A 26,347-nucleotide genomic window follows, 5' to 3' on the forward strand; every position below is an offset into this window, starting at 1 on the left:
AATCCTCTTTAAAGCTTAAACGGCAGCAGCGCATCCTTGACGGCGATCGGCTTGGGTATCAGCTTCAGGCCCGCGAACGCATCCGCGACCTTCTGCTGCGCGGCGATCACTTCCGGCGTCACCGGTTTCACGCCGTAGGCGTAGCGCGATGCCGCCAGCTCCACCACGCCGGTATCCAGGCCGGTCTGCACGGCCAGGATGGCGGCAACTTCCTTCTGGTTCTTCACGCCCCATTGGTCCACCTTGGCCAGCTCATCGATGACGATACGGACGATTTCCTGATTCGTTTCGGCGTAGGGCCGCGCCGCCAGGTAGAACTGGTGGTTGGCGACCAGGCCCTGCCCGTCCACCAGGACCCGCGCGCCCAGCTGCTTCTCGGCTGCCGCCAGGAACGGGTCCCAAATCGCCCAGGCGTCCACGCTGCCGCGCTCGAAGGCGGCGCGCGCGTCGGCCGGCGGCAGGAATACCACTTCCACGTCCTTGTACGCGAGCCCGGCCCTCTCCAGCGCTTTCACCAGCAGGTAGTGGACGTTGGAGCCTTTGTTCAGGGCGATCTTCTTGCCTTTCAGGTCGGCCAGGCTGCGCGCCCTGGAGTCCCTGGGCACCACGATGGCCTCGCTGGACGGCGACGGCGGCTCGTTGCCCACGTAGACCAGGTTGGCGCCGGCGGCCTGCGCGAAGATCGGCGGCGCTTCGCCCACCGTGCCGAAATCGATGCTGCCCACGTTCAGGCCTTCCAGCAGCACCGGGCCGGCGGGGAACTCGGTCCACTTCACGTCCACGCCTTTGGCTGCCAGGCGCTTTTCCAGCGTACCGCGCCCTTTCAGCAGCGTCAGCGTGCCGTATTTCTGGTAGCCGATGCGCAGCACCGGGCGAGCCTGCGCCTGGGCCATGCCCGGCAGGCCGGCCACGGCCGCCCCGGCGGCGCCCGCGAACAGGTAGCCCAGGGTGCGGCGGCGGGCGGCGCGCTTGTGTTGATTGCTCATGTAGTTTTCTCGCTTCTGTCTTTTTTCTTTGTTCTTATGCTGCCTGGCTCGCAGGCGTGTACGGATGCTCTTGCAAGGTGCGCACCGGGGCGCCGTTTGCGATGTGGACGCCGTGCGCGGCGTGCCCGCCCAGGCCGATCGCAGCGGCGCCGCCGACGGCGCGCGGGCGGCCCAGCGGCGCGAGCGCGGCCACCAGCTCGTCCACGCCGGCGGCCACGCGCACCGCAATCGGCGGCGCCAGGGCCAGCCCTTCCTCATCCTGCCAAACCAGCTGCTGGCTGGTGGCGAAGATGCTGGTCAACACCTGCTTCGCGGCCAGCGCATGCAGCACCGGCCGCAGCGCGTAGTCCAGCGCCAGCATGTGCGACTGCGTGCCGCCGGTGGCGATCGGCAGCACCACCTTGCCCGCCAGGCCGTCCTGCGGCAGCAGGTCCAGGAAAGCCTTCAGCACGCCCGAGTAAGAAGCCTTGTAGACCGGCGTGGCGATCACGATGGCCTGGGCGGAGGCCACCGCCCGGATGGCGCGCTGGACGCCTTCATCGCCGATTTCGGCATGCAGCAAGGCCTGCGCCGGCAGGTCGCGCACATGCACCCGCTGCAGCTGATGGCCGTGCACCGCCAGCTTGTCGCCGATGTGCAGCAGCAGCCGGCTCGAACTGGAAGGAAGCGCTGGACTGCCGCCAAGAAGTAGGATGCTCATTTTTCTCCCCGTGTCTGGATGGTTTTTTCAGACTACGGCCGTCCGCCTGAAAGCAGAACGAATTGTTTTGCGCATCGATATTTGGTTTCCGCCGCATGACGTTTCCGCATATTGAAAGCCGGATTTCTTCGTGTACGGCGTCGCAATCCCGGTGCGATACTGGTCCGCATCGATACCACCGGAATCCGTATCATGGATCTGTACCATGGATGAACCCTTCTTCGCCGAAGACCCTATCGCAGTCGCCTCGGCCCTGGCCGCCCGGCTGGCGGAAAGCGCCGTCGCGCGCGACCGCGCCGGTGGCCATGCCGCCACCGAACGCGAATGGATACGCGCCTCGGGCCTGCTCACGCTGTCCATTCCAAAGGAGCATGGCGGCCAAGGCGCAAGCTGGAGCACCGTCTGCCAGGTGATCCGCGTCCTGGCGCGCGCCGACAGCGCACTGGCCCATGTCTTCGGCTGCCACCACCTGCAACTGGCGGGCATCAGGCTATCCGGCAGCGCGCAGCAGCAGCGCCGCCTGCTCTCGGACACCGTCGAACAGAATCTGTTCTGGGGCAACGCCCTCAATCCGCTGGACAAGCGCACCACAGCAGCGGAAACTCGCGGCGGTTACGAACTGAATGGCCTGAATAGCTTTGCGTCCGGCTCTGTCGGCTCCGACTGGCTCACGCTGTCGGCCTGGCACGCGCCCACGCAAAGCGCGCTGATCGCGGTGCTGCCCACGCGCCAGGAAGGTCTGCGCGTGCAGGCAGACTGGGACGCCTTCGGCCAGCGCCAGGCCGACAGCGGCAACGTCTCATTCAACGGCGTGCGCCTGCCGGAGGAACTGGTGCTACAGGCTCCGGGCCAGACGCCCACGCCGCAGGCCACGCTGCGTTCGCAGGTCGCGCAGCTGATCATGGCCAATCTCTATCTGGGTATCGCCGAAGGCGCGTTCGAGGCGGCGCGCCGCTACACCAACGACGAGGCGCGGCCGTGGCTCCAGTCCGGCGTGCCGTCCGCCAGCGACGACCCGCTGGTGCAGCACCGCTACGGCCAGTTGTGGACGCTGCTGCGGCCGGCCCAAGTGCTGGCGGACCACGCCGCGCAAGAGCTGGACCGGGTATTCGCACAAGGCGCGCAAGTGGGCGCGCGCACGCGCGGCGAACTGGCGGTCGCCGTGGCGGAAGCGAAGGTGCTGGCGCACAAGGCCGGGGGCGAGATCAGCAGCCAGCTGTTCGAGCTGACCGGCGCGCGTTCAACCCCGTCCAAATATGGCTTCGACCACTACTGGCGCAATGCGCGCGTGCATACCTTGCGCGATCCGGTCGACTACAAGTACCGCGACCTGGGGCGCTTTGCGTTGCAAGGCGCGCTTCCTGAACCAAGCGCCTATTCCTGAAACGAGCTTCATGACGAAAACCACGCAAGTCCCCCGCGCGCCGCTGATACAGATCCGTGGCGCCAGCAAAACGTTCGCCCTTCCCAAGGGCGGCCAATTCCACGCCGTCAAAAACGTGTCGCTGGAAGTACGCGAGGGCGAAATCTTTGGCCTGATAGGCAAGAGCGGCGCCGGCAAGTCCACCTTGCTGCGTTTGATTAACCTGCTGGAGCGGCCGGACGGCGGCAGCGTGACGGTCGATGGCCGCGAGCTGACCACGCTGGGCAAGCGCGATCTGCGCGAGGCACGGCAGAACATCGGCATGATCTTCCAGCAGTTCAACCTGCTGCAGAACGCCTGCGTGTTCGACAACGTGGCCTTCCCCTTGCGCATCCACGGCGGACGCAACGCGGCGCAAATCGCGGCGCGCGTGCGCGACTGCCTGGAGCTGGTGGAACTGGGCGGGAAGGCCGACAGTTATCCGGCCCAGCTGTCGGGCGGGCAGAAGCAGCGCGTTGCCATTGCGCGGGCGCTGGCCAGCGGACCGGCGGTGCTGCTGTGCGACGAGCCTACTTCGGCGCTGGACGCGGAGACCACGCGCGCCCTGCTCGCCACGCTGAAGGACATCAACCAGCGGCTGGACGTCACCATCGTCATCGTCAGCCACGAACTTTCCGTGCTGGACGCCATTTGCGACCGCGTGGCCGTGATCGAGGATGGCGCCATCGCCGAACAATTCTCGCTCAACGGCAGCGAAGTCCGCCAGACGGCCCTCGGCCGCGAACTCGCCAGCCTGCGTCCCGTAGCAGCAACCGCGGCAGCAACAGCGGCAGCGGCCCTCCGCCAGGAGGCCGCCCATGCTTGAGAAAATCATCACCCTGCTGCCCGAGCTGTGGACCGCGCTGGGCCAGACGCTCACCATGCTGGGCATCGGCCTGTCCGCCGCCGTGGTAATCGGCGGCCCGCTGGGCGTGCTGCTGTTCCTGGTAGCCGACGGCCAGTCGCTGCAGAACAGGCCTGCCTCACTGCTGCTGGGCTGGTTCGTCAACACGGTGCGCTCCTTCCCCTTCATCATCCTGCTGGTGGCGCTGGTACCGCTGACGCGCATCATCGCCGGCACCTCGATCGGCCCGCTGGCGGCCGCCGTGCCGCTGTCCTTCGCGGCCATCCCCTACTTCGCCCGCATGGTCGAACAGGCGCTGCGCGAAGTGCCGCGCGGCGTGCTCGAAGCGGCGCACGCCATGGGCGCGTCCGAACTGCAGATCGTGCTGCGCGTGCTGCTGGTGGAAGCCCGTTCCGGCCTGGTGCTGGCGCTCACCGTGCTGTCCATCAGCTTCCTGTCCTATTCCGCCGTGGCGGGCGTGGTGGGCGGCGGCGGCATCGGCGACCTCGCCATCCGCTACGGCTACTACCGCTTCGAAACCGACATCATGATCGCCACGGTCGCCGTGCTGATCCTCATCGTCCAGACCATCCAGTTCACCGGCAACCGCATCGCGCGCCGGCTCGACAAACGTTAATCCAAAGGAGTACCCATGACCACTTTCCACCACGCCCGCCGCCGCACCCTGATCCTTCGCGCCGTCAGCATCGCCGTGCTGGCCAGCGCCGGCCTGGCTGCCGGCCTGGCCTCCGCGCCCGCCAACGCCAGAGATCCCAAGGAAGTCGTAATCGGCACCAGCGCCGGCCCCTACGCGGACCAGATCAAGCTGGGCATCAAGCCCATCCTCGAGAAACAGGGCTACAAGGTCAAGCTGGTTGAGTTCAACGACTACATCCAGCCCAACTTCGCACTGGCCGAAGGTTCGCTGGACGCCAACGTTTTCCAGCACATCATCTACCTGAAGAAGTTCGCCAGCGAGCACAAACTGGCGCTCAGCGAGCTGGTGACCATTCCCACCGCGCCCATCGCCATCTACAGCAAAAAGCACAAGACCCTGAACGACGCCAGGGAAGGCACAACGGTGGCCCTGCCCAACGACCCGGCCAACCAGGCGCGCGCGCTGGTGCTGCTGGATCAGCTGGGCTGGATCAAGCTGCGCAGCGGCACCGATCCGATCCGCGCTTCGGAGAAGGACATCGCCACCAACAACAAGAAGATCAGGCTGGTGCCGCTGGAAGCCGCGCAATTGCCGCGCTCCCTGCAGGATACCGACTACTCCTTCGTCAACGGCAACTACGCACTGGCTTCCGGCCTGAAGCTGAAGGAAGCGCTGGTAACGGAGAAAATCTCGCCGAACTACATCAACCTGGTGGCGGTGCGCACCGCCGACAAGGACAAGCAGTTCGCCAAGGACCTTGAAGCGGCCTACCGCTCGCGCGAATTCCTTGCCGTGACGAACAAGCACTTTGCCGACTACTCGAAGACCGACTACCAGCTGGCGCTCGAGGCAAAGTGAGCAGGCAAATCCGCTTCAACGCGTTCCAGATGAACACGGTGGGACACCAATCGCCCGGCCTGTGGACCCATCCGCGCGACACCAGCCACCGCTACACCGAACCGTAGCACCGAACTGGCGCGGCTGCTGGAAGCGGGCCGGTTGGACGCCGTGTTCCTGGCCGACGTACTGGGCGTTTACGACGTCTGCCAGGGCGATGTGCAAGCGGCGCTGGCTTCCTTCAGCCAGGCCGACCCGGAGCGCAAATGGACCGTGCGCGAGGCTGCCGGGTTCATTGGCCTGGGCGGGCGCGGCCCGGTGCTGTTGGGCGATGCGCGCCGGGTGGCGGACCAGCTGGAGGGCTGGCAGGACGACACCGGCATCGACGGCTTCAACCTGGCGTTCGCCGTGGCGCACGAATCGATGCGGGACGTGGTGGACTGCAGCGTGCCCGAACTGCAGCGCCGCGGGCGCTACCAGCGCGAGTACGCGCCGGGCACGCTGCGGCAAAAGCCAGGGAGCCGGCTGCCGTCGCCGCCCTAGCGGCAGTCGTTGCGCATCTGCGCCTGGGACACGTTGCTGTTGGCCGGCACGCTCTGCGTGAGCCACACATTGCCGCCGATGGTGGAACCGGCGCCGATGGTGATGCGGCCCAGGATGGTGGCCCCGGCATAGATGACCACGTCGTCCTCGACGATGGGATGGCGCGGCGTTCCCTTGATGAGCGCGCCGTTGGCGTCGGCCGGGAAGCGCTTGGCGCCCAGCGTGACGTGCTGGTACAGCCGCACGCCCTGCCCCAGGATCGCGGTTTCGCCGATCACCACGCCGGTGCCGTGGTCGATGAAGAAGCTGGCGCCGATTTGCGCCGCCGGGTGGATGTCGACCCCGGTCTTGGAGTGCGCGATGTCGCAGATCAAGCGCGCGATGAACGGCGCGCCCAGCTGGTGCAGCAGGTGCGCCAGGCGGTAATGCAGGATGGCGATGGTGCCCGGGTAGCACAGCATGATCTCGGCCACCGACGTGGCGGCGGGGTCGCCCGCGAACGCGGCCTGCACATCCGACACCAGCAGCGCGCGGATGCCGGGCAGCCCGGCGGCGAACTCGCGCGTGATGTTGTTGGCCTGCTCGGTCAGCGCTTCCTCGCTGCTGTGGTTGGACTGCTCGCGGAACTGCAAGCCGCGCCGCACCTGCTCGGTGAGGCGGTTCAGCGTGGTGTTGAGCGTGTCGCCGACGAAGTAGTCGATGCTCTCGTCGGTGAGGTTGGGCCGGCCGTAGTGGGTGGGGAACAGCACGGCCGACAGGCCATTGACGATGGTGGTCAGCGCCTCGCGCGACGGCAGCTCGCGCACCCGGCCCTGGTGGCGGATATTGTGCGTCGCCTCGCGCGAGATGCGCAGCTGCTCGATCACCGGTCCCAAATTCCAGTGCGGAGGACGCACGCCGGTGCCGTCATAAGTATCGATAGTCATGGGATCTCAAAAAACAATGTTATAGCCTTGGGAGCATAATCACCCGCCCCCGCAAAGCGAAGGAATTATTTCGCCGTTCGATATGCAAAATACGCATATCGATATACCTCTGGCGGCCTGCCTGCGGCGGCGCCACCGGCAGAAGCTGCGCGCGTGACGTAAAATACCGCTCCAGGCAACAATAACCGATCTATGAATATTCTGCTGACACTGCTCCTGGCCGGGCTCACCATGGTCGGGCCGCTGGCCATCGACACCTATCTGCCATCCTTCCCGGCCATCGCCCTGGCCTTCGATGCCAGCCCCATCGCCATCCAGCAGACCCTCAGCCTGTTCCTCTTCTGCTTCGCCTTCATGATGCTGTTTTACGGCACCATGTCCGACTCCTTCGGCCGCCGCCCCGTCATCCTGGTCTCGCTGGTGATCTACACCGCCGCCTCCATAGGCGCCGCGCTGGCGCCATCCTTCGGCGTGCTGCTGGCCTGCCGCATCCTGCAAGGCCTGTCGGCCGGCGCCGGCATGGTGGTCAGCCGCGCCATCGTGCAAGACCGCTTCGAGGGCGCGGAAGCACAAAAGATCATGTCGCACGTGATGATGGTGTTCGGCCTGGCGCCGGCGCTCGCGCCCATCCTGGGCGGATGGCTGCAGGTGTCCTTCGGCTGGCGCGCCATCTTCTGGTTCCTCACCGGCTTTGGCGTGCTGATGTACTTCGCCGTGCTGCGCCTGCTGCCGGAAAGCCTGCCCAGGCAGGACCGCCATCCCTTCCACGCCGGTGCAATCGCCGCCAACTACTGGAAAGTGCTGTGCCACCGCCAGTTCCTGCTGCTGTCCGTGAGCGTGGGCATGGCCTTCGGCGGCTTTGCGCTATACATCGGCTCCGCCGCCTACTTCGTGATGCACATCCTGCACCTGCCGGAGACGGCATTTGCCTGGCTGTTCTTCCCGCTGATCAGCGGTTCGGTGGCGGGGTCCGCGCTGTCGGGCAAGCTGGCCAGGCGCTATTCGCAGAGCGCCCAGATCTGGGCCAGCTACGCCATCATGGGTGCGGCCGGCGCGGTCAACATGGCGTACAACTACTACTTCGCCGCGGAAGTGCCGTGGGCGGTACTGCCGCTGTTCGTGTACTCGTTCGCACTGGCCATCGCCATGCCGCCGATGACGCTCATCGCGCTGAACCACTTCCCCAACAACAGCGGGCTGGCTTCGTCGATGCAGTCCTTCATCCAGATGATCTTGTTCGCGCTGATTTCAGGCGTGGTGGCGCCGCTGCTGTTCGACAGCGCCTACAAACTGGCTTGCGGCGTGATGGCGGGGCTGGCGATCAGCTTCGCCGCCTGGGTGGCGGCGCACCGCACTACGGCCACGGCGCCGGCGTAACCTCGATATACTGCGCGCCGCCCTGCTCGGGCTCGGGTTCGCCCGCCTGGGCGGGATGATCCAGGCGCGCATCTCCCGTCAGGCCCAGCGCCAGGATTTCCTTGCGCGCCTCGACAAAGTCGGAACTGGAAAGCGGCCGGCCGCGGTCCGGCCAGTTGGCGATGGCCCAGTTCTGCACTTCCTCGAAGCGCTGCCATACCTCGTTGATAAACTGGCGCCGCTGTTGCTCATCCATTGCTGTTCTCCAAGATAGCCCTGGAGCCAGTATAAGCCTGCCGCAGCGCGCCGGGGCGCACGGCAGGCTATCACCCCTCTTTAGAAATAGCGGGCGATCTGCACCCAGGCACGGGTGCGCGAGGAGGTGCCGTCCGAGTCGTCGCCGTTGGCGGCGCGCGCCGGATTGCTGCCGATCTTGGTGGCGATCTGCAGCGAGGCGACAGTTTTCGCCATCGGGCGCCAGCTCAGGCCCACGCCCGCGCCCTGCAGGCTGTACTTGTTGGCCGCGCCGGCCGCCAGCGCGCCCGCGTAAGGCGAACGCACCAGCGTGACCCGCCCAATGTCGTAGAACACCGACAGGTCCAGCTTGTAGGCCGGCACGTCCCAGTGGGTTTCCAGCGTCAGGGTATGGCCTGCGTCGCCGCTCGCCTCGCCGGCCGGGTAGGCGCGCACGCGGCCCACGCCGCCCAGCGACAGCTTTTCGCCCGACTCCAGGTTGCCCGATGCGAGCTGGCCGCCCACGCTGGCCAGCAGCGTCACGCCCGGCACCAGCGCCTGGATGCGGCTGACCTGGTAGTTGAAACGGGTGAACCTGCCGGCGGTGCCCGGGCCGGCTGCGTCGCCGGCGGCAAAGGCCGCGTTGCGCGACAGGTCCACGTCGCCGCGCGTGACGTCGGCAATGGCCGACACCAGGCCGCCGCCGCCCAGGCTGTCCTGCATGTTCAGGCTAACACCCACGGTGAGGTTGCGCACCAGCTTGTCGCTGATCTGGACGTCCTTGGCCGAGTTCTCATAGCGCTTGTCGTCGTAGCCGGCGCGCAGCTGGATGCTGCGAAAGCGCGAACGCAGCAGCGGATGCGTGACCAGCACCTGGCTGATGTTGGCGCTGCCGCTGGAGTCGAGCGACGCGAATTCCTTGCCCAGCTTGTAGCGCATGCGCGAGTGCGCCACGCCGGCGCGCGTGCCCGCGCCGCCCACCGGCATCACGTAGCCCAGCCGGCCGTAGTTGAAGTCGGAGCCGGTGGTGGATGCCAGTGCGGACAGCTGTCCGCCCTGCCCGCCGATGTCGTCCACATTCAGCCCGCCGGAAATGCGGGTGCGGCCGGTGTAGCGGTTCGATGCGTTGTCCAGGCTGACGTTACCGTTGAACATGGGGCCTTCCGACAGGCCGATGTCGACTGCGGTCTCGCCGAACTGCGCGCCGGGGCTCAGCTCGGCGCGCGCGTTCACGCCGGGCAGGTCTTCCACCAGCAGCATGGCGCGTTCCAGCTCCGCCTCCTTCAGCGGCTGGCCGGTCTGCAGCACGCCGTCGAGGTAGCGGCGCACCAGCGCCTGGCTGACGCGCACGCTGGCGTCCGGCACCAGCCGCACGCTGGACAGGCGGCCCTCGAGCACCTGGATGGTGACCACGCCCTGCGCCAGTTCCTGCGCCGGCAGCGTGGCCGACGCGATCAGGTAGCCATGGGCACGGTAGTGGGCGGAAACGGCCAGCGCGGCCTCGCCCAGTTCCTTGAAGCTCACTTCACGGCCGGCGTACGGCGCCAGCACCTTCGCCAGCTCCTGCTCGGTGAAGGCGCTATTGCCCTTGAAAGCGTAGCCCTTGACGAACACTTTCTGGTCGCCCGGCAGCGCGGCGCTGCTCTGCGGCTTCACGTCCGGCACCACCTTGGCGCCGGCGCGCAGCGGCGGGATCAGCGCCGGCGGGCGGTTCGATTCCAGTACGCCGCCGGCGTCCGGCACGGTCTGCGCGAACACGGCGGCGGGCGCCAGCAATATCGCCAGTGCGGCGGCGCGGGCTTTGACTTCCATGTGATTCATGTTGCTCATTACTCCAGGTTCCTTACGCCGCCATTGCGCGACACGATCTTCGAATTGCCGTTCACATAGGTGACACCCGCCGGTGCGCCAGGCACACCCGGCGTAGCAGCGTTATTGCCGCTGCTGCCGTTGCCGCCGTTCGGGTTGCCGCCTTCGTCGCGCGCCTCGGCCAGCAGCGTCTGCGGCGTGCTGCTGCCGCTGGAAGCGCCAAAGCCGCCCACATTGCCGCCAAAGCCCAGCCCGCCGTTGCCCGCGCCATTGGCGCCGGCCGAAGCGGTGCTGCCGACAATGGCGGCCACCGGATCGAACCTGCCCGGCTGGACCCCGGCCGACGTTACCGTCAGCACGCCATCCAGGTAGAACACCTTGTAGTCATTGAGTGCCGCGCCGCTGGCGGTGATGGCGTACTGGCCGGCAGCCGATTGCGTGGTGGCGCTGGTGGCCAGGACGAGGTTGCCCAGGATGTCGCGCGTGTCGCCGCCCACCAGGCCGCTGACGCTGCTGGTGAATGCCGGATTGGCCGTTCCCTGCACGCGCGTTTTGTCGTCCACCACCACCGTCAGCGTGGCTTGCGAGATGGTGCCGGTGCCGCTGGCCGTGCTGCTGGCCAGCGCGTAGTTCGATGCGCGGCCGGTGCCGCCGTCGGCCAGCGAGTAGCCGCTGGCGGTGACGGTCTTGCCGCTGCCTGCGCTGCGGGTGTCGAACGCGCCGTTGGCCGGGCCGTTCAGGGTCAGGCTCTCACCCGCCACCAGGCCGGCCAGCGTGCCGCGGCTGCTCAAGGTGGCGGCGGTGCTGCCGTCGTACACCTTGGTGGCCGCCTGCACGCCGGTCACCGTGACGGTGCGCGCCGTGATGGCGCCCGCGCCGGTGGCCACCGACGGCAGCAGATAGTTCGACAGCAGCGTGCCGCCCGTTGCGCTGAAATTCGACGCCGCCAGGTCCGCGGTGACCGTGCTGGCGCCCGCCACGTTGGCGTCGTTGTAACGGCCAGTGCTGCCGCTCTGCAGCGTGGCGCCCTGTCCCGCCACAAAGCCGGACAGCGATACCGAACCCGGATTGAGCACGGCGCTGGTGGTACCGTCGTAGGTCTTGACGGTGGTGCCGGCGATGGTGGCCTGCAGCGCGCGCTGCGTGATGGTGCCGCTGCCGCGTGCGCTACCGCCAGTGAAGGTGTAGTTGGCCGCGTCCGCGCCGCTCAGCGCCAGGCCGGTGATGTTAACCGTCTTGCCGCTGCCCGCATTGGCGTCGCTGAAGCTGCCCTGGCCGCTCACCTGCAGCGCATCGCCCGCAACACGGTCGTCGCTCAGCACCACGGTGGCGCTGGTGCTGCCGTCGTATACCTTGGTCACGTTGGCGGCGCTGGCGTTCAGCACGCGCTGGGTGATGGCGCCGGTGCCGCTGGCGGTGCTCGATGCCAGCACGTAGTTGCCCGCGTCCGCGCCGGACAGCGCGATGCCGCTGACGCTGACGGCCTTGCCGCTGCCCGCGTTCTTGTCGGCGAAGGCCGCCGCGCCGCCGGTAAGCGACAGCGCATCACCCGCGACGCGGTTGTCGGCCAGCGCCACGGTGGCGCCGGTGGTGCCGTCGTACACCTTGCTGTTGACCGTGACGACCGCGTTCAGCGTGCGCTGTGTGATGCTGCCGGTGCCGCTGGCCGTGGTCGAGGCGAGCGTGTAGTTGGCCGCGTCCGTGCCGGACAGCTCGATGCCGCTGACCGAAACGGCCTTGGCGTTGCCGGCGTTCTTGTCGGCGAAGGCTCCGCCGCCGCCGGCCAGGGCCAGCGAGTCGCCCGCCACGCGGTCGTCGTCCAGCGTGACGGTGGCCGTGGTGGTGCCGTCGTACACCTTGCTGGCGGCCGACGCATTCACGTTGAGCAGGCGCGGCGTGATGCTTCCGGTGGCGCGCGCCGTGGTGGAACCGAGCACGTAGTTGGCCGCGTCGGCGCCGGACAGGGAAATGGCGCTCACGTTGATCGCCTTGCCGCTGCCCACGTTCTTGTCGCCGAATGCCGCCTGGCCTGCCAGCGACACGCTATCGCCCGCAATGGCGTCCGAGATGAAGCTGACGCTGGCGTTCAGGCCGCCGTCGTACACCTTGCTCTGGCCGGTGGCGCTGGCGTTCAGCGCGCGTGGCGTAATGGTGCCGGTGGTGCTGACGGCGCCCGGCGCCATCACGTAATTGCCGGCGTCCGCTCCGCTCAGGACGATGCCGCCAACGGTGATGACCTTGTTGGCGCCTGCGTTCTTGTTGGCGTAGCTGCCGGTGCCTGCCAGCACCAGATCGTCGCCGACGACGCGGTTGTCTGCCAGGGTGACGGCAGCGCTCACGTTACCGTCGTACACCTTGGTGCTGCCGGTGGCGGTGGCGACCAGTGCGCGCTGGGTGATGCTGCCGGTGGTCGCCAGCGAGGTGGAGGCCAGCGTGTAGTTGAGCGCGTCCGCGCCGCTCACGGCGATGCCGGTCACGTTCACGGCCTTGCCGCTGCCGGCGTTCTTGTCGGCAAAGGCGGCCGCGCCGGTGATGGCCAGCACGTCGCCGGCGATGGCGTCGCTGCTCAGGGTAGCGTTGCTCACCAGCAGGCCGTCGTACACCTTGGTGACGCTGCCGCCGGCCACGTTCAGCGTGCGCTTGCCAATGTCGGCCGTGGCGCTGGCGGTGGTCGAAGCGAGCGTGTAATTGGCCGCGTCGGCGCCGGAAGCGGCGATGCCGCTGACGGTGACGCTCTTGCCGGTGCCGGCGTTCTTGTCGGCGAAGGCCGCGCTGCCGCTCAGGGCCAGCACGTCGCCCGCCAGGCGGTCGTCGCCCAGCGTGACGGTGGCGGCGGCCGAGCCATCGTAGAGCTTGTTGGCGGCGGTGGCGGTGGCGTTCAGCACCCGCTGCGTGATATCCGCGCTGGCTGTGGCGCTGGTGGAAGCCAGCGTGTAGTTGGCGGCGTCGGCGCCGGACAGCGCGATGCCGTTCACGGCGACGAGCTTGCCCGCGCCCGCGTTTTTGTCCGCGAAGGCCGCGCCGGCGCTGCTCAGTGTCAGCGCGTCACCGGCCACGCGGTTGTCGCCCAGCGTGACGGTGGCGCCGGTCTGGCCGTCGTAGACCTTGTTGTTGCCGGTGGCGCTGACGGTCAGCTGGCGCGCGGTGATACTGGCGCTGCCGGTCGCGGTGGCAGATGCCAGCGTGTAGTTGCCCGCGTCCGCGCCGCTCAGGGTCATGCCGCTGATGGCCACGGACTTGCCGCTGCCGACGTTCTTGTCGGCGAAGACGGCGTTGCCGCTGATGCTCAGCACATCGCCCGCCAGGCGGTTGTCGCTATAGTTCACCCCGGCCGCCAGGTTGCCGTCGTATACCTTGTCCAGCGCGGTGGCGCCGGCGGTCAGTGTGCGGGCAGTGATGTCGGCGCTGCCGGTGGCGGTCGACGAGGCCAGCACGTAGTTGCCCGCGTCGGCGCCGGTCAGCACCAGGCCGCCGATGGTGACGGCCTTGCCGCTGCCCGCATTCTTGTCCGCGAAGCTGGCGCTGCCGCCGGTCAGCGTCAGCGCGTCGCCGGCCACGCGGTCGTCGGCCAGCGTGGCCGTGCTGGCGGTCAGGCCATCGTAGACCTTGCCGCCGCCGACTGTGGTCGCGTTCAGGGTGCGCGCGGTGATGCTGCCGGTGCTGTTGGCGGCAGTCGACGCCAGCGTGTAGTTGCCCGCGTCGGCGCCGGACAGCGCGATGCCGGTGACCGACACAGTCTTGCCGCTGCCGACGTTCTTGTCCGAGTAGACAGCGCTGCCGCTGGTGACCAGCACGTCGCCGGCCACGCGGTCGTCGCCGAGGGCGATGGTGGCTGCGGCCAGGCCGTCGTATACCTTGTCCACGGTGGAGGTGGTGGCCGTCAGCGTGCGGCGCGAGATGTCCGCCGTGGCGGTGGCGGTATTGGAAGCGAGCGCGTAGTTGCCGGCGTCCGCGCCCGAGATGGTGATGCCGTTCACGGTGACCGTCTTGCCGGCGCCGGCGTTCTTGTCGGCGAAGGACGCGCCGCTGCTCGACAGGGACAGCACGTCGCCGGCCAGGCGGTCGTCACCCAGGGTGGCGCTGGCGGCGGTCTGGCCGTCGTAGACTTTGCCGCTGGCCGTGGCGCTGGCGTGCAGCGCGCGCGGCGTGATGCTGCCGGTGGTGCTGGCCGTGCTGGACGACAGGGTGTAGTTGGCGGCGTCCGCGCCGCCCAGGGCGATGCCGCTGACGGAGACGGTTTTGCCGTTGCCGGCGTTCTTGTCGCCGAAGGCGGCGCCCGTGCTGCTCAGCGACAGCGCATCGCCTGCCACGCGGTTGTCGCCCAGCGTGACGGTGGCCGTGGCCAGGCCGTCGTACACCTTGTCGATGCCGGTGGCGCTGGCGGTCAGCGCGCGCGGCGTGATGGCGGCGGTGGCGCCGGCGGTGGTGGCGGCCAGCGTGTAGTTGGCCGCGTCCGCGCCGGACAGGGCGATGCCGGTCACCGTCACCGCCTTGCCGCTGCCGACGTTCTTGTCGCCGAAGGCGGCGCTGCCGCTCAGCGCCAGCACATCGCCGGCCAGGCGGTCGTCGCCCAGCGTGACGGCGGCGCCGGTCAGGCCGTCGTACACCTTGTCGATGCCGGTGGCGCTGGCGGTCAGCGCGCGCTTGGTGATGTTGGCGGTGCCGGTGGCGCTGGCCGAAGCCAGCGTGTAGTTGCCCGCGTCGGCGCCGCCCAGCGTAACGCCGTTGACGGTGACTGTCTTGCCGTTGCCGGCGTTCTTGTCGGCGAAGCTGGCGCTGCCGCTGGTCAGGGTCAGCGCGTCGCCGGCCACGCGGTCATCGGTCAGCGTGGCGCTGGCGGTGGCCAGGCCGTCATACACCTTGTTCACGCCCACGGCGCCGGCCGTCAGCACGCGTTGCGTGATGGTGCCGGTGGTGCTGACGCTGGTCGAAGCGAGCGTGTAATTGCCCGCGTCCGTGCCGTTCAGCGCAATGCCGGTGACGTTGACCGTCTTGCCGGTGCCGACGTTCTTGTCGATAAACGCGCCGGTGCCGCTGGTGGTAAACACGTCGCCGGCCACGCGGTCGTCGCCCACCGTCACGGCGGAGGTGGCCAGGCCATCGTACACCTTGTCCACGCCGGTGGCGCTGGCGTTCAGCGTACGCTTGGTGATGTTGCCGATCGCCGTGGCGGTGGTGTTGGCCAGCGTGTAGTTGCCGGCGTCGTCGCCCGACAGGGCAATGCCGCTCACGTTGATGGTCTTGCCGTTGCCGGCATTCTTGTTGGTGTAGCTCGCGCCGGTGCTGCTCAGGGTCAGCAGGTCGCCGCCCAGGCGGTTGTCGCCCAGGGTGACGGTGGCGCCGGTCAGGCCGTCGTAGACCTTGCTCACGCCGGTGGCAGTTGCAGTCAGTGAACGCGGCGTGATGGTGCCCGTGCCGGTGGCGGTGGCCGAAGCCAGCACGTAGTTGGCGCTGTCCGCGCCGCCGCTGATGGCGATGCCGGCGTAGTTGACGGCCTTGCCGTTGCCCGCATTCTTGTCGCTGAAGCTGCCGCTGCCGCTCAGCGTGAGCAGGTCGCCCGCCACGCGGTCGTCGCCCAGCACGCCGTTCATGTCGGTCACGCCGGTCAGGCCGTCGTACACTTTGCTCACGCTGCCGGCCGTGGCGTGCAGCGTGCGCGGCGTGATGTTGCCGGTGGCGGTGGCGGTGCTGCTGGCCAGCGTGTAGTTGGCAGCGTCCGCGCCGGACAGCGCAATGCCGCTCACGCTGATGGTCTTGGCATTCCCCACGCCTTTAGAGCCGAAACTGGCGGTGCCGCTCAGGCTCAGCGCGTCGCCGCTGACGCGGTTGTCGCCGAGGTTCACGGTGGCGGCGGTGAGTCCGTCATACACCTTGTTGTTGCCGGTGGCAGTGGCTGTCAGCGCGCGCGGCGTGATGCTGTAGGTGGCCGGCGCCACCGCGATGGTATAGCCCAGCGAGCTGGCCAGCGAGCCGATCTGCACTGCGTAGCTGCCGACGTTCTTGTTGTTGATGCCGGACAGGCTGCCGGTCAGCGCGCCGTTGGCGTCGCCGTCGATCAGTCCGCTCACCGAGCCGAAACCGATGGCGCCCATGGCCAGGCCGTCGTAGACCTTGCTGATGCCGCCGGCCGGCGTGACCGTCAGCACCGGCGCCACCTTGTACAGGAACCAGTTGCCGCTGCCCGCGTACGAGGGGTCGGCGCCGGTATAGACCTGGTTGTAGTGCTTGTTATAGCCGGTCATGCCTTCCGTGGTGCTGGTGGGCGCGTCCGAGTACACCAGGTAGCGGCTGCCGGCGCCGGCGCTGATGGTATTGGAGCCGGCGGCGCTGACGAACGTGCCGCTGGCGGTGGCGCCGCTGCCGGCGCCGCCCGACGCCACCAGCACCGATGTGCCGGAGGTGGCGGTGCCGACCAGGCGGCCGGTGCTGGCAACGCGCACGTCGCTGCCGGCGCTCAGGCCGCTGTTGATCAGGCTGATGCGCGCGCCGCGCACGGTGCCATCGATCTGGATGTCGCCGCTGGCGTCGTCGCCGGCGCGGGCGCCGGTGCCGATGGTCAGCGCGGTCTGGCCGCTGCCGCTGTCCAGGGTATAGCCGCTGGCCACGGTGATGCCGGCATCGCCGTCGTCACGGTCGGCCGCCGACACCAGGCTGTTGGAGGAATTGGCCAGCAGGGACAGGTTGCCGCCACTGGTGGTAATGCTGCGGTTGACGGTGATGCTGCGGCCGGCCTCCAGCGTGAGGTTGCCGCGGATACCCGCGCCGGTGCCGACCAGCACGGTGCCGTTGACCAGCAAGTCGTTGCTGGCGCGCAGCGTGACCGAGGTGCCGTTAAACAGCTGCTGCGCCAGGCCTGAGGCGTCGATGCCCACGTTCAGGCCGGTGGCGTCGGTGTAGTTCACGTCGCTGAACACCGGGGCCGCCAGCGAATAGGCGTACACGGCGCCCGTGCCTTCAACGCTGCCGCTGGCGCTGTTCGCGTAGGGCGCGCCAACGACCAGCCGGTCGCCGGCGCCGTTCAGCGCCACCGCATAGCCAAAGCCGGAATAGTCCGGCGCGGTGTGGAAGGTGCCGTCACCCAGCCGCAGGCCGCGCTGCAGCACCGCCTTCAGTACCGGCGTACCGCCGGAGGTGTCGATCAGGCGCACGCTGCCAGGCCCCAGGCCGGCGTCGACCACGCCGCCGGTAGATGGCGAGCCGACCGCCAGGCGCGTGCCGTCAGCGCTGAAGGACAGCGCGGAGCCGAACAGCTCGCCGCTCGACAAGTTAACGTTCAGGTTGGCGCCGCCGGTGGTGGCGGTGCTGCTGTAAGTGGCGGTCTGCGCCACCGAACCGCCCCAGTTGAAGGTGTACACCGCGCCCTTCAGGTCATCCACGCCGACCGCGCCCACCGCCAGCTTGTCGCCGGCCGCGTTGAGCGCAACGGCCGAGCCCAATTGCGCGTCGGCGCCGGCGCCGGCGATGAAGGGACTGGCGTAATTGGCGCCCAGCGTGGTGGTCAGCGCGCCGTTGGTAAACAGGTAGACCGCGCCGCAGCTGAAACAGTTGGCGTTGCCGCCGCTGTCGTTCACGGCGCCGACCGCCAGCCTGGTGCCATCGCCGTTCAGCGCCACCGACGTGCCGAACTGCCCGGCGTTCGCCGTGCCGCTCAAGCCGCCCGCGCCGGCGTTGATGGTGCTGGTCAAAGCCGGCTTGCTGGTGCCGGCGGCCAGGTCGAACAGGCGCACCGAACCGGCGCCGCTGTTCTCGCCCACCGCGCCCACGGCCAGCTTGGTGCCGGCAGCGTTGAGCGCCACCGAGCTGCCAAACAGGGCGCCGTCGGCCAGGGTCAGGTTGTAGTCGGCCGTGCCGTTGTAGCCGGAACCGATGTTGCTGCGCAGCGCGGCGCCGCTGAAATTGCCATCGGTAAAGCCGAACAGGCGCACCGCGCCGCGCGCCTCGCCGCTGCCGGCCGCATAGTTCGGGCTGGCGGCGGTGTTGCTGTTGGTCACGCCGCCATCCATCGGCACCCCGACCGCCAGCACGGTGCCGTCCGCGCTCATGGCCACGGACGAGCCGAAGCTGGCGCCGCTGGCCAGCAGGCCGCCGCTGGCGTTCTTGCCGCCCGAGTAGCCGCTGCCCAGGATGGCTTCGGCGGTCCAGGTGTAGGCGTAGTTGAAGTCGCCGATGACCAGGTTTTTCGGGTCCAGCAGCAAGGCGCCGCCCTGGCCGGGCGTGATGCCGTCCAGCCCCACATAGCGCAGGTCGCCCAGCGAAGACACTTCCACGGCGCCGCCGCGCGCGCCCGCGCCCGACCCGCCGCGCGCATTGATCGTGCCCAGCAAGGTGGTCTGCCGGTCGGACCAGATCACGGCGGTGCCGCCCTGGCCGCCCACGCCGCGCGCGCTGACGTCGATGGCGCTGCTGTCGTTGACGAAGGTGCGTTCAGCCGAGACGATGGACGCGGTCTGGCCCCAGCGCTGGGCGAAGCGCGGGTCGGCGCTGCCGTCCTGCGCCTTGCCCCCCTGGAAAGCGCCGCCTACGCGCACCAGGCCGCCCTGGTGCGCGCCGGATGCGTCGATCTTGGCGCTGAGCAGGCTGACCGTGTCGCCGCTCAGGTCGATGCGGCCGCCGCCAGCCGCACCGCCGCGCGCGCTGTAGCTGCCCGACGTGAGCAGGCTGCCGCCGGCTTGCACGGCGATATTGCCGCCGTTGTGCGCGCCGCTGGCGTTGGCCGTGGCGCCGCTGGTTTCCGTGAAACTGCCGCCGGCGCGGTAGCTGATGCTGCCGCCGCCGCCCTCCGTGCCTTGCGCGGACACGCTGCCGCCCGCGGCCAGCGCGCCGGCCGCCGTGACGCCGACGCTGCCGCCCTGCTTGCCGTCCACGCTGATGGCGCCGCCCAGCGACACGGCCGCGCCGCTGACGGCGATGCTGCCGCCGCGCGCGTCGCGGCTGGACGCGTCCAGCGCACCGGCCGCCACATCGCCGCCCTCGGCCACCAGGCGGATGCTGCCGCCGTGCGTGCTCAGGCCGCCGGCCTGGATCAGGCCGGTGTTGTTGACGCTGGCGCGCGCCAGCGCATCGGCCGCGCTCGCGCTCAGCAGCACCTGGCCGCCGCCGGCCTGGATCAGGCCCTGGTTCTCGGCCAGCGCGTTCAGCGCGCCCTGGCTGGTGCGCACGGTGATCAGGCCGTCGCCGCGCAAGTCCACGCCGATTTGCCGGCCGGCAGCCAGCGCCACGCTGCCTTGCGGTGCGCTGATTGCGCCACTGTTCGCCACGCTGGGCCCCAGCAGGGCCACGTAGCCGCCCGCCGCAGCCGCAATGCTGCCTTCGTTGCGCACCGCGCCGCCGCCCTGGCCGGCAAAGCTGTAGTAGCGCGCCAGGAAGTCGCGGTCCGTCAGCTCCAGCGACGAGGCCACCAGGCCGCCCACGTTCACTTGCGCGCCCGGCGCGAACAGCACGCCGTTCGGGTTGACCAGGAACACCTGGCCGTTGGCGTCCAGCTTGCCGTAGATTTGCGACGGGTTGGCCGACTGCACGCGGTTCAGCGCCACGGCGCTGGCCGACGGCTGCTGGAACTGCACCGTGGCCTGCGCGCCGATGTCGAACGTGCCCCAGTTCAGGATGGCCTGCCCGGTGGCCTGGCTCACCGTCATGTGGTTGCCGCTGGTGCTGATCTGCGCCTGCCCCGCCACCACCTGGCCTCCGGTCGGCAGCGCGGTCGGCAAAGGCGGCGCCGCGTACGCACTGCCCGCCCCGGCCACGCCCGCCGCCGCCAGCGCCGCCATCAGCGTGGCCTTGCGGCGCCGCGCGCCGCCCTTGCCATGGCCGCGCGCCCCTTCGGCCACGGCCACCCAGCACGCGTGCACATGGCTCCAGACAAGGCGGTAGTAGCGGTTCATAGTGGCGTGTTTGTGCATGGAAGTTCCGTAGCGGTTGAATCGGGTGGAGACGGTAAGCTGGCGTGCGGCGCGGCCAATCAGGCCTTGGCGGCGCCCGCGAGCAGCAAGTTGAAGTCGGCGCGGAAGTTGCTCAGGCCCTTGACGCGGCCCAGCGGCACCAGGTGCAGCTGGAACGTGCCGGTGCGGCTGTTCTGCAGCTCGTAGGTGCCTTCCGCCACGGCCAGCAGGGCCGCGCCCTCGAACACCAGCGAGAACTGCTGCATGGCCGGATCGGGCTGTTTGGCCGGCTTGCTCACGCGCGCCAGCTTCAGCGGCTGGGCGCGCAGCGCTGGGTGGTTCAGCCAGAATTGCTGGCCCACCAGCGCGCTGGCGCCGGCCAGGCTCCAGGCGTAGCCGTCGTCGCCGGGGATGGCCGCGGCTGCAGCCGCGCCGGCGGCCGTGGTGGTGGCCGCCGCAGCGGCGCCGGTGGCCGCCATGGCCACGCCGCCCATGACGGCGGAGCCCGCGTACAGTTTCAACACATCGCGTCGTTTCATTTTCACTCCTGGGTATTTGTTGGTTCAGCCGCGCGCCATTCCATCAGGTCGTGCATGCCGTTTTCGCGGACTTTCTGAAAGCCCAGCCGCCGGTACAGCGACAGCGCCGGATTGCCGTGCTCCACGTGGATGCTGACCACGCCGGCCTCGCGCTGCAAGGCCTGCAGCAGTTGCGTACCGTAGCCGCGCTGGCGGAACTCCGGCAGGACCGTGATCTCCACGATGTGCAGCGCGCCGGGCCGGCGCCACACGTACAGGCGGCCGACCGCAACCCGCCCCTGCCCGTCCGCGCGCTGCGCCTCGGCCACGCAAAACTGCCCGTCCGCGTACTGCTGGCGGTAGTGCTGGTGCTGAGCCTGGAACTGCATCTGCACGAAGGCCGCCTTGGCCGCCTCGTCCCACGGCACGGCGGCCAGTTCGGCCGCGCGCGTGCTGGCGTAGATGCGCAGCAGCAGCGGCATGTCCGCTTCGGCGATCGGGCGCAGGTGCAAGGCGTCGCTCATGCTCAGGGCCGCTGCGGGAACACGCCTTGCAGCGCGATGCAGAAGTACAGGCCCAGCGTAGGCTGGCGGTTGTTGTGCGGCTGTCCGCCGCCGGCGGCCGCCATGGCCCCGGTATAGGCGTAGGCCGTGGCGCCGGACGCGGAGTAAAGCTGCACGCCGGGCGTGGTTCCCATCACGGCCGACGGGCCCGGCACGGAATAGCCCGCCGGGCTGCCGCCCAGGCCCTGGGCGTGGGCGTGGGCCGGGATCTCGCTCGGCAGCAGCGTCACGGTTTCTTCACCCAGTTTTTCGCCCAGGTAGCGCTCGCTCAGGCCCTGCCCCTGGCCCACGCCCATGGCGTAGCTGTCGCGCAAGTCCGGCAGGGCGAACGTGGACCTGCCGTCGCCCCCGTAGGCGGTCCCCAGCAGGGAAAACAGCGCCGTGTTCTGCGACAGGGGCAGCAGTTGGCCGTCGCAAAAGGCCCAGCCCTTGGGCGCGAAGTTGAACGGGAAGATGCGGATTTCCGCAACAAACGGATCAGCCATGGCGGTCCTCAGGTTGGGCTCGGGAAAATCCCGAACATTGAAATGATGTAGTTCAGGCCCAGCGAGGGCGCCATGTTGTTATGGGGCTGGCTGCCGCCAGCCACACTGCTGCTGGCGGCGGCGTCCACGCGCATCGCACTGGTGCCACCGCCAGCCAGGCCGTACACCTTCACGCCGCCGGTACTGGCCGGCACGCCGGTCTTGCCGGTGTAGGCCGGGCTGGCGCGGTTGCTGGTGGCCACAGGGGCGTGCCGGTGCTGCGGCATCTGGCTGACCGACAGGGTGACGGTTTCCACCCCCGCCACTTCGGCCAGGGTGTAGCTGGACAGGCCGGAACCCGTGCCCTGGTGCATAGGCACGCGGCCGCGCAGATCCGGCAAAGCGAAGGTCGACTGGCCGTCGCCGCCATAGGTTGTACCGATCAGCTGGAACAGCGTTTCGTTTTCGGAAATCGGCAGTTGCTGGCCTTCGCAAAACATCCATCCGACTGGGGCGAAGTTGCCAGCGAACAGGCGTATCTCGCCTACATAAGGTTGCGCCATGGGTAATGCTCCGCGTTGAATTAGGTCGGGGAAGGGAAAATGCCTTGCAGCGCAATGCAGAAACTGAGCGTCAGCGTAGGCTGCATGTTGCTATGCGCCTGGCCGCCGCCAACGGCGCCGCCAGCCGTGGTGCTCAGCGTGGTCAGGTTGCCTGGCGCACCGTACAGATCGTGGCCAAGGCGGCCCTTGCGGGCGGCGATGGCGCCAACTGGCGAGCTGCTGCTGGCCAGGCTGTCGCCCACCTTGCTCACATGGCTGTGGGACGGCAGGTGCGACTCGGTCAGCGTGACACTTTCCGCACCGAGCTGCATGCCGGCCGTGATGGCCGGCCCCACGTGCGCGGGCACGCGGCCCCGCAGGTCGGGCAAGGCGAAGTTGGTACGGCCGTCGCCGCCAAAGGTGGTGCCCAGCAGTGAAAACAGCGCCTGGTTCTGGTTAATCGGCAACAACTGGCCGTTGCACAGCGCCCAGCCTTTCGGCGGGAATACAAACGACATCAGCCGGATTTCGGAAAGGAACGGTTCAGCCATGGATTACTCCTGAATATTCAGTTGAAAACGGCTTCGTAATAGGTAGCGCCGGCGTCGGCAGCCACCGGCACGAGGAAGATATGGAACTCGCCAGCCGTTTCGTTGCGAAGACACAACGTTGCCTGCTCCAAACGCGGCTGTGCAGGGCCTTCGAAAATCAGGGAAAAAGCTTGCTCGCGCGCATAGCCGGGCATGCCGGCCTGCTTGACCGTGGCCAGGCGCAGCGCCAGGCCGGAATCGGCCAGGCTGAATGACGCGCCCGCATGGGCACGGAAGAATTCCAGAGAGAGATCTTGCACGAATGACACGTAAGTTGCAGTTTAATAAACTACCATTATACCTGCAGGAAACAATGGTGTCACTCGACAACTGTTCGGTAATAGCGGTTAGCCTACCTGCCGGATCACATAAACGCAGCGCCGCGCGCCCGACAAGAGGTGTTCGGCACGCTCGACCTGGCAGCCCTTGCCCAGCACGCGCTGGAACACCTGCAGCTCGGAGCGGCAGAAGCCCTGGCAACTGGTGGCGGCCGCGCAAATGGGGCAATGGTTCTCGATCAGCAGCAGGCTGCCGTCGGGCTGGACTTCGGTTTCGGCCATGTAGCCCTCCGCGTCGCGCGCCCGGGCCAGGGCGGAGACGCGGCTAGCCAGCGCATGCGACGAAGCGGCTTCCGCAGGTCCGGCATCGGCTTCCGCCTGCGCCAGCGCGGCCTGGTAGGCCGCCTCGCTTTCCTGCTCGCGCGCGGCGATCAGCTTGTCCATGCCCTCCTCACCGAACAGCGCGCGCACCTGGTGGATCATTTGCAGCGTAAGGTCGGCATGGCGATCCGGGAAGCGCGCGTGGCCCGCCTCGGTCAGGTGCCAGCGGCGCGACGGCCGCCCCACCTTGTCGGCCACGTCCTCGAAGCCGACCAGGCCTTTTTCCTGGGCCGACTCCAGCTGCCTGCGCGCACCCATGGACGTCAGCTCGAGCAGTTCGGCCAGCTTCTGCGCGGTTTGCGGGCCGCGCGTCTTGAGCAGGAAAAGTACGTTGTCGGCAGTGTTCATTCAGGCGTTTTCGTGAAGGTCATGGGAGCCAGCGGCAGGCGCAGGCGCCAGGCGTGCAGTTGCCAGGCCGCCGCCGCGCTCAGCGCTGCGCCCAGCAACAGCACCAAACGGGTGTCGATCAAGGTCAGCGCCGCGCCGGCCAGCGCCATCAGTATATTCGCCAGACAGAAAGTCGTCGACAACAGTCCCATCACGGCGCCCTGCCCGTGCGCACCGAAGCGGTCGGCCGCCCAGTTCTGGATCACGGCGTTGTAGAAGGAATTGGGCAGGCCGAACAGCACGATACCCACCAGGCCCACCCACAGGTTGCCCAGCCCGACCAGTCCAACGGCACACGCGATGCCGAACGCATGCAGGGATGCGCGCCGCAGCGGCGCCGTGGCACTGGGGCGGCCGGAGAACAGCGAGGACAAGGTCATCAGCCCGCACAGGCCGACGTTGATGGCGGCGATGCCCTGCGCGTCGTAGCGCCCCACCTCCACCAGCCACAGGGGATAGAACTCGTAGAACGCCGTCACGCCGCAGGTGACCGCCAGCTGGATCTTGAACAGCGTGCGCAGCTCGGTGTGCTTGAGCAGGTTGAGGGAATGGCGGTCGCGCGCCACCTGCCACCACGAGGTGGTGAGCGTGGACGGCGCCTCGCGCGGCAGCACCGCCATCACCACCAGCGCCACCGCCAGCAGGGCCACGGCGGCGATCCAGAACGGCACCGTCAGGCCGTAGCCCACCGTCAGGCCGCCCAGCAGCGGGCCGGCCAGCCAGCCGAAATGGAAAGCGCCGTTCAGCCAGCCGATGGCGCGGTTGCGCAGCGTGCCTTCCAGCCGTTCGGCCAGCATGGCCCGCGCCACCGCGCCGTTGCCTTCCAGCAGGCCGGTGGCGAAACGGGCGGCCAGGAACAGCGGGTAGGATTCCAGCATCATGGCGCCGGCCGTGAGCGCGTGGCCGGCAGCGGCGCCCAGGCCGGTTGCCAGCAGCACCGGGCGGCGGCCATAGCGGTCAGACAAAGCGCCCAGCACGGCGGAGCCGATCAGCAGACCGAGGGGGTTGATCATCACGGCAACGCTGAACAGCAGCTTGGGCGGCAGGCCGAAGAACTGGTTCAAGCCGGATTCCGCGCCGGAGGCGAACAACGGTGGCAAAATGGGATACGGGAGCGAGGCCCCGATAGTGGACAGCAGCGCCAGCAGGCAAGCGGCGGCAATCAGCAGTGCATTCTTCATGGTATGTCTCGGGTTGCTTGAGTTCTATCAATATACCTATACCGTCGAGATAAGTAAACAAAAGTGTTTATTTAATGTGAGGAATAACATGCGGCCCCTGAAGTACTCAATCAACCTCACCCTGGACGGATGCTGCGGCCACGAGGAAATGCTCACGGACGAGGAGTTGCATCGCCACTGGGCCGGCCGGCTCGCCCAGGCCGACGCCCTGCTCTTTGGCCGGGTGACCTATGAAATGATGGAATCCGCGTGGCGCGAGCCGGCGCGCACCGGCGTCAGGCCGGAATGGATGCCGGAATGGATGGCGCCTTTCGGACAGACCATCGACGCGGCGCGCAAGTACGTGGTATCGAGCACCTTGAAACAGGTGGACTGGAACGCCGAGCTGGTGCGTGGTGACCTTGGCATGGCGGTCCAGCGGCTCAAACAGCAGCCCGGCAGGGGCATTTTCCTGGGCGGCGTGACGCTGCCGTTGGCCCTGGCGCAGCTAGGCCTGATCGATGAGTACGAGTTCGTCGTGCACCCCAGGATAACCGGCCACGGCCCGAGGCTGTTCGAAGGCCTTCCCAGGCACCTGGACCTGAAGCTCGTCGGCCGCCAGGAATTCGGTTCCGGGGCCGTGGCGCTGCGGTACGAGCCGGCAACGAAAGCGTGAAGGCCCACACGATGCGCAGTAAAAAGTTCTTTTCGCAACTGCTTGCGCGATTTATCGGCAAGGCCAAACAAGCAGAAACACGGGAGATCGATACGCCGGCCGGTCCGGTTCCGATTACCACGTTCCCGGTCGCCCCCGTTTCGCAACAGGTGCGTTCGCTTGACGCCGGCAGGTTGAAACGCATGCATGAACTGGATGCAGCGGCTGCGCAATTTTTGACGGTCTATTGCTACGGGTCGAGCCCAACCCTGAAAGCATACGACGAGGCATTCCGCCGCTGGCGCAAAGACAAATCGCGCGACTTTTCTGACGAAGCTGTCATTGAAATGCTGGGAGCCCACCTGGGCAACAGGTTAGCGTCCGACCTGGACATGGAGTGGGTAGAAGTGATCGACGAGTATGGAACAGATTTGGGCGTACGCTCCAGGAAGTATGAAGTCATTGCATTTCCCCTCGCATCGGTAGCGAAGCGAATTGAGAATTATGACGATAACTTCATGGAGGGCATCTATTACGCCACCATGACCACTATTGATGACGGCCAGATGAAACGCAACACCACTACGGAGACGGAATGTTGAAATCCATATTATGCATGCTGCTAACGCCGTTTGC

The 26,347-nt window shown here is 68.1% G+C and carries 21 protein-coding genes and 1 pseudogene; 8 read left to right on the forward strand and 14 right to left on the reverse strand.

The annotated features are described in order from the left end of the window. Nucleotides 1–8: 8 nt before the first annotated feature. Both ASD15_RS12020 and ssuE read right to left on the reverse strand, forming a co-directional pair. Nucleotides 9–986 carry a sulfonate ABC transporter substrate-binding protein gene (locus ASD15_RS12020; RefSeq protein ID WP_057155149.1) on the reverse strand — a complete coding sequence of 326 codons (978 nt, stop codon included), beginning with the start codon at nt 984–986 and terminating at the stop codon, nt 9–11. A gap of 34 nt (nt 987–1,020) precedes the next feature. Beyond that, nucleotides 1,021–1,686 (reverse strand): NADPH-dependent FMN reductase, encoded by a 666-nt coding sequence (gene ssuE / locus ASD15_RS12025; protein ID WP_082551781.1) that lies wholly within the window; start codon nt 1,684–1,686, stop codon nt 1,021–1,023. Between the two features lie 205 nt (nt 1,687–1,891). On the opposite strand from ssuE, the gene ASD15_RS12030 reads away from it, so the two are divergent. The 5 genes and pseudogenes from ASD15_RS12030 to ASD15_RS12050 form a co-directional block, all read left to right on the forward strand. Further along, nucleotides 1,892–3,070 carry an acyl-CoA dehydrogenase family protein gene (locus tag ASD15_RS12030; protein ID WP_057155151.1) on the forward strand — a complete coding sequence of 393 codons (1,179 nt, stop codon included), beginning with the start codon at nt 1,892–1,894 and terminating at the stop codon, nt 3,068–3,070. Between the two features lie 10 nt (nt 3,071–3,080). Then, on the forward strand, nt 3,081–3,914 hold the full coding sequence (locus tag ASD15_RS12035) for a methionine ABC transporter ATP-binding protein (RefSeq protein ID WP_057155153.1): 834 nt from the start codon (nt 3,081–3,083) through the stop codon (nt 3,912–3,914). Further along, nucleotides 3,907–4,569: a methionine ABC transporter permease gene (locus ASD15_RS12040; RefSeq protein WP_057155155.1), complete on the forward strand. Its 663-nt coding sequence runs from the start codon at nt 3,907–3,909 to the stop codon at nt 4,567–4,569. Before ASD15_RS12035 ends, ASD15_RS12040 begins: the two co-directional genes overlap by 8 nt. 15 nt (nt 4,570–4,584) lie before the next feature. Beyond that, nucleotides 4,585–5,448, forward strand: coding sequence for a MetQ/NlpA family ABC transporter substrate-binding protein (locus tag ASD15_RS12045; RefSeq protein ID WP_057155157.1), 864 nt, complete (start codon nt 4,585–4,587; stop codon nt 5,446–5,448). 222 nt (nt 5,449–5,670) lie between these two features. Continuing rightward, nucleotides 5,671–5,970 (forward strand): annotated as a pseudogene (locus tag ASD15_RS12050) (5,10-methylene tetrahydromethanopterin reductase); the annotation flags it as partial. Here the strand turns inward: ASD15_RS12050 and epsC are convergent. Then, a complete protein-coding gene (gene epsC / locus ASD15_RS12055) occupies nt 5,967–6,896 on the reverse strand; it encodes a serine O-acetyltransferase EpsC (protein WP_057155161.1) in 930 nt (309 codons plus the stop codon). The pseudogene ASD15_RS12050 and the gene epsC overlap by 4 nt on opposite strands. A gap of 192 nt (nt 6,897–7,088) precedes the next feature. Between epsC and ASD15_RS12060 the strand changes: the two genes are divergently transcribed. Further along, the gene (locus ASD15_RS12060) at nt 7,089–8,273 is read left to right on the forward strand and encodes a multidrug effflux MFS transporter (RefSeq protein ID WP_057155163.1); all 1,185 of its coding nucleotides are present in this window, start codon (nt 7,089–7,091) and stop codon (nt 8,271–8,273) included. Here the strand turns inward: ASD15_RS12060 and ASD15_RS12065 are convergent. The 11 genes from ASD15_RS12065 to ASD15_RS12115 all read right to left on the reverse strand — a co-directional run bounded on the left by ASD15_RS12065 (nt 8,251) and on the right by ASD15_RS12115 (nt 25,077). Continuing rightward, nucleotides 8,251–8,508, reverse strand: a complete 258-nt coding sequence (locus ASD15_RS12065; RefSeq protein ID WP_057155164.1) for a hypothetical protein — start codon at nt 8,506–8,508, stop codon at nt 8,251–8,253. The genes ASD15_RS12060 and ASD15_RS12065 overlap by 23 nt on opposite strands. Before the next feature lie 80 nt (nt 8,509–8,588). Then, nucleotides 8,589–10,316, reverse strand: coding sequence for a ShlB/FhaC/HecB family hemolysin secretion/activation protein (locus ASD15_RS12070; protein WP_057155166.1), 1,728 nt, complete (start codon nt 10,314–10,316; stop codon nt 8,589–8,591). After that, entirely contained in the window at nt 10,316–20,194 is a 9,879-nt protein-coding gene (locus ASD15_RS12075) for a YDG domain-containing protein (RefSeq protein ID WP_057155168.1), read from the reverse strand. Before ASD15_RS12075 ends, ASD15_RS12070 begins: the two co-directional genes overlap by 1 nt. 59 nt (nt 20,195–20,253) lie before the next feature. After that, nucleotides 20,254–20,712 carry a hypothetical protein gene (locus tag ASD15_RS12080; RefSeq protein ID WP_057155170.1) on the reverse strand — a complete coding sequence of 153 codons (459 nt, stop codon included), beginning with the start codon at nt 20,710–20,712 and terminating at the stop codon, nt 20,254–20,256. Between the two features lie 2 nt (nt 20,713–20,714). Continuing rightward, on the reverse strand, nt 20,715–21,215 hold the full coding sequence (locus ASD15_RS12085) for a GNAT family N-acetyltransferase (RefSeq protein ID WP_057155172.1): 501 nt from the start codon (nt 21,213–21,215) through the stop codon (nt 20,715–20,717). Nucleotides 21,216–21,217: 2 nt separating this feature from the next. Next, entirely contained in the window at nt 21,218–21,739 is a 522-nt protein-coding gene (locus tag ASD15_RS12090; protein ID WP_057155174.1) for a phage tail protein, read from the reverse strand. A gap of 8 nt (nt 21,740–21,747) precedes the next feature. Beyond that, on the reverse strand, nt 21,748–22,281 hold the full coding sequence (locus ASD15_RS12095; protein WP_082551782.1) for a phage tail protein: 534 nt from the start codon (nt 22,279–22,281) through the stop codon (nt 21,748–21,750). A 20-nt stretch (nt 22,282–22,301) separates the two neighbouring features. Continuing rightward, nucleotides 22,302–22,811, reverse strand: coding sequence for a phage tail protein (locus tag ASD15_RS12100; RefSeq protein ID WP_057155176.1), 510 nt, complete (start codon nt 22,809–22,811; stop codon nt 22,302–22,304). A gap of 17 nt (nt 22,812–22,828) precedes the next feature. Then, the gene (locus tag ASD15_RS12105; protein WP_057155178.1) at nt 22,829–23,119 is read right to left on the reverse strand and encodes a hypothetical protein; all 291 of its coding nucleotides are present in this window, start codon (nt 23,117–23,119) and stop codon (nt 22,829–22,831) included. Nucleotides 23,120–23,197: 78 nt separating this feature from the next. Continuing rightward, nucleotides 23,198–23,857, reverse strand: a complete 660-nt coding sequence (locus ASD15_RS12110; protein ID WP_057155180.1) for a metalloregulator ArsR/SmtB family transcription factor — start codon at nt 23,855–23,857, stop codon at nt 23,198–23,200. Further along, nucleotides 23,854–25,077, reverse strand: coding sequence for an MFS transporter (locus ASD15_RS12115; protein ID WP_057155182.1), 1,224 nt, complete (start codon nt 25,075–25,077; stop codon nt 23,854–23,856). Before ASD15_RS12115 ends, ASD15_RS12110 begins: the two co-directional genes overlap by 4 nt. 88 nt (nt 25,078–25,165) lie before the next feature. On the opposite strand from ASD15_RS12115, the gene ASD15_RS12120 reads away from it, so the two are divergent. Together ASD15_RS12120 and ASD15_RS12125 are read left to right on the forward strand one after the other, a co-directional pair. Then, nucleotides 25,166–25,732, forward strand: coding sequence for a dihydrofolate reductase family protein (locus tag ASD15_RS12120; protein WP_057155215.1), 567 nt, complete (start codon nt 25,166–25,168; stop codon nt 25,730–25,732). Between the two features lie 11 nt (nt 25,733–25,743). Further along, nucleotides 25,744–26,313 carry a DUF3806 domain-containing protein gene (locus tag ASD15_RS12125; protein WP_157200912.1) on the forward strand — a complete coding sequence of 190 codons (570 nt, stop codon included), beginning with the start codon at nt 25,744–25,746 and terminating at the stop codon, nt 26,311–26,313. The last annotated feature ends 34 nt before the right edge of the window (nt 26,314–26,347 follow it).

Source organism: Massilia sp. Root351 (assembly GCF_001425045.1).
GTDB lineage: Bacteria > Pseudomonadota > Gammaproteobacteria > Burkholderiales > Burkholderiaceae_D > Rugamonas.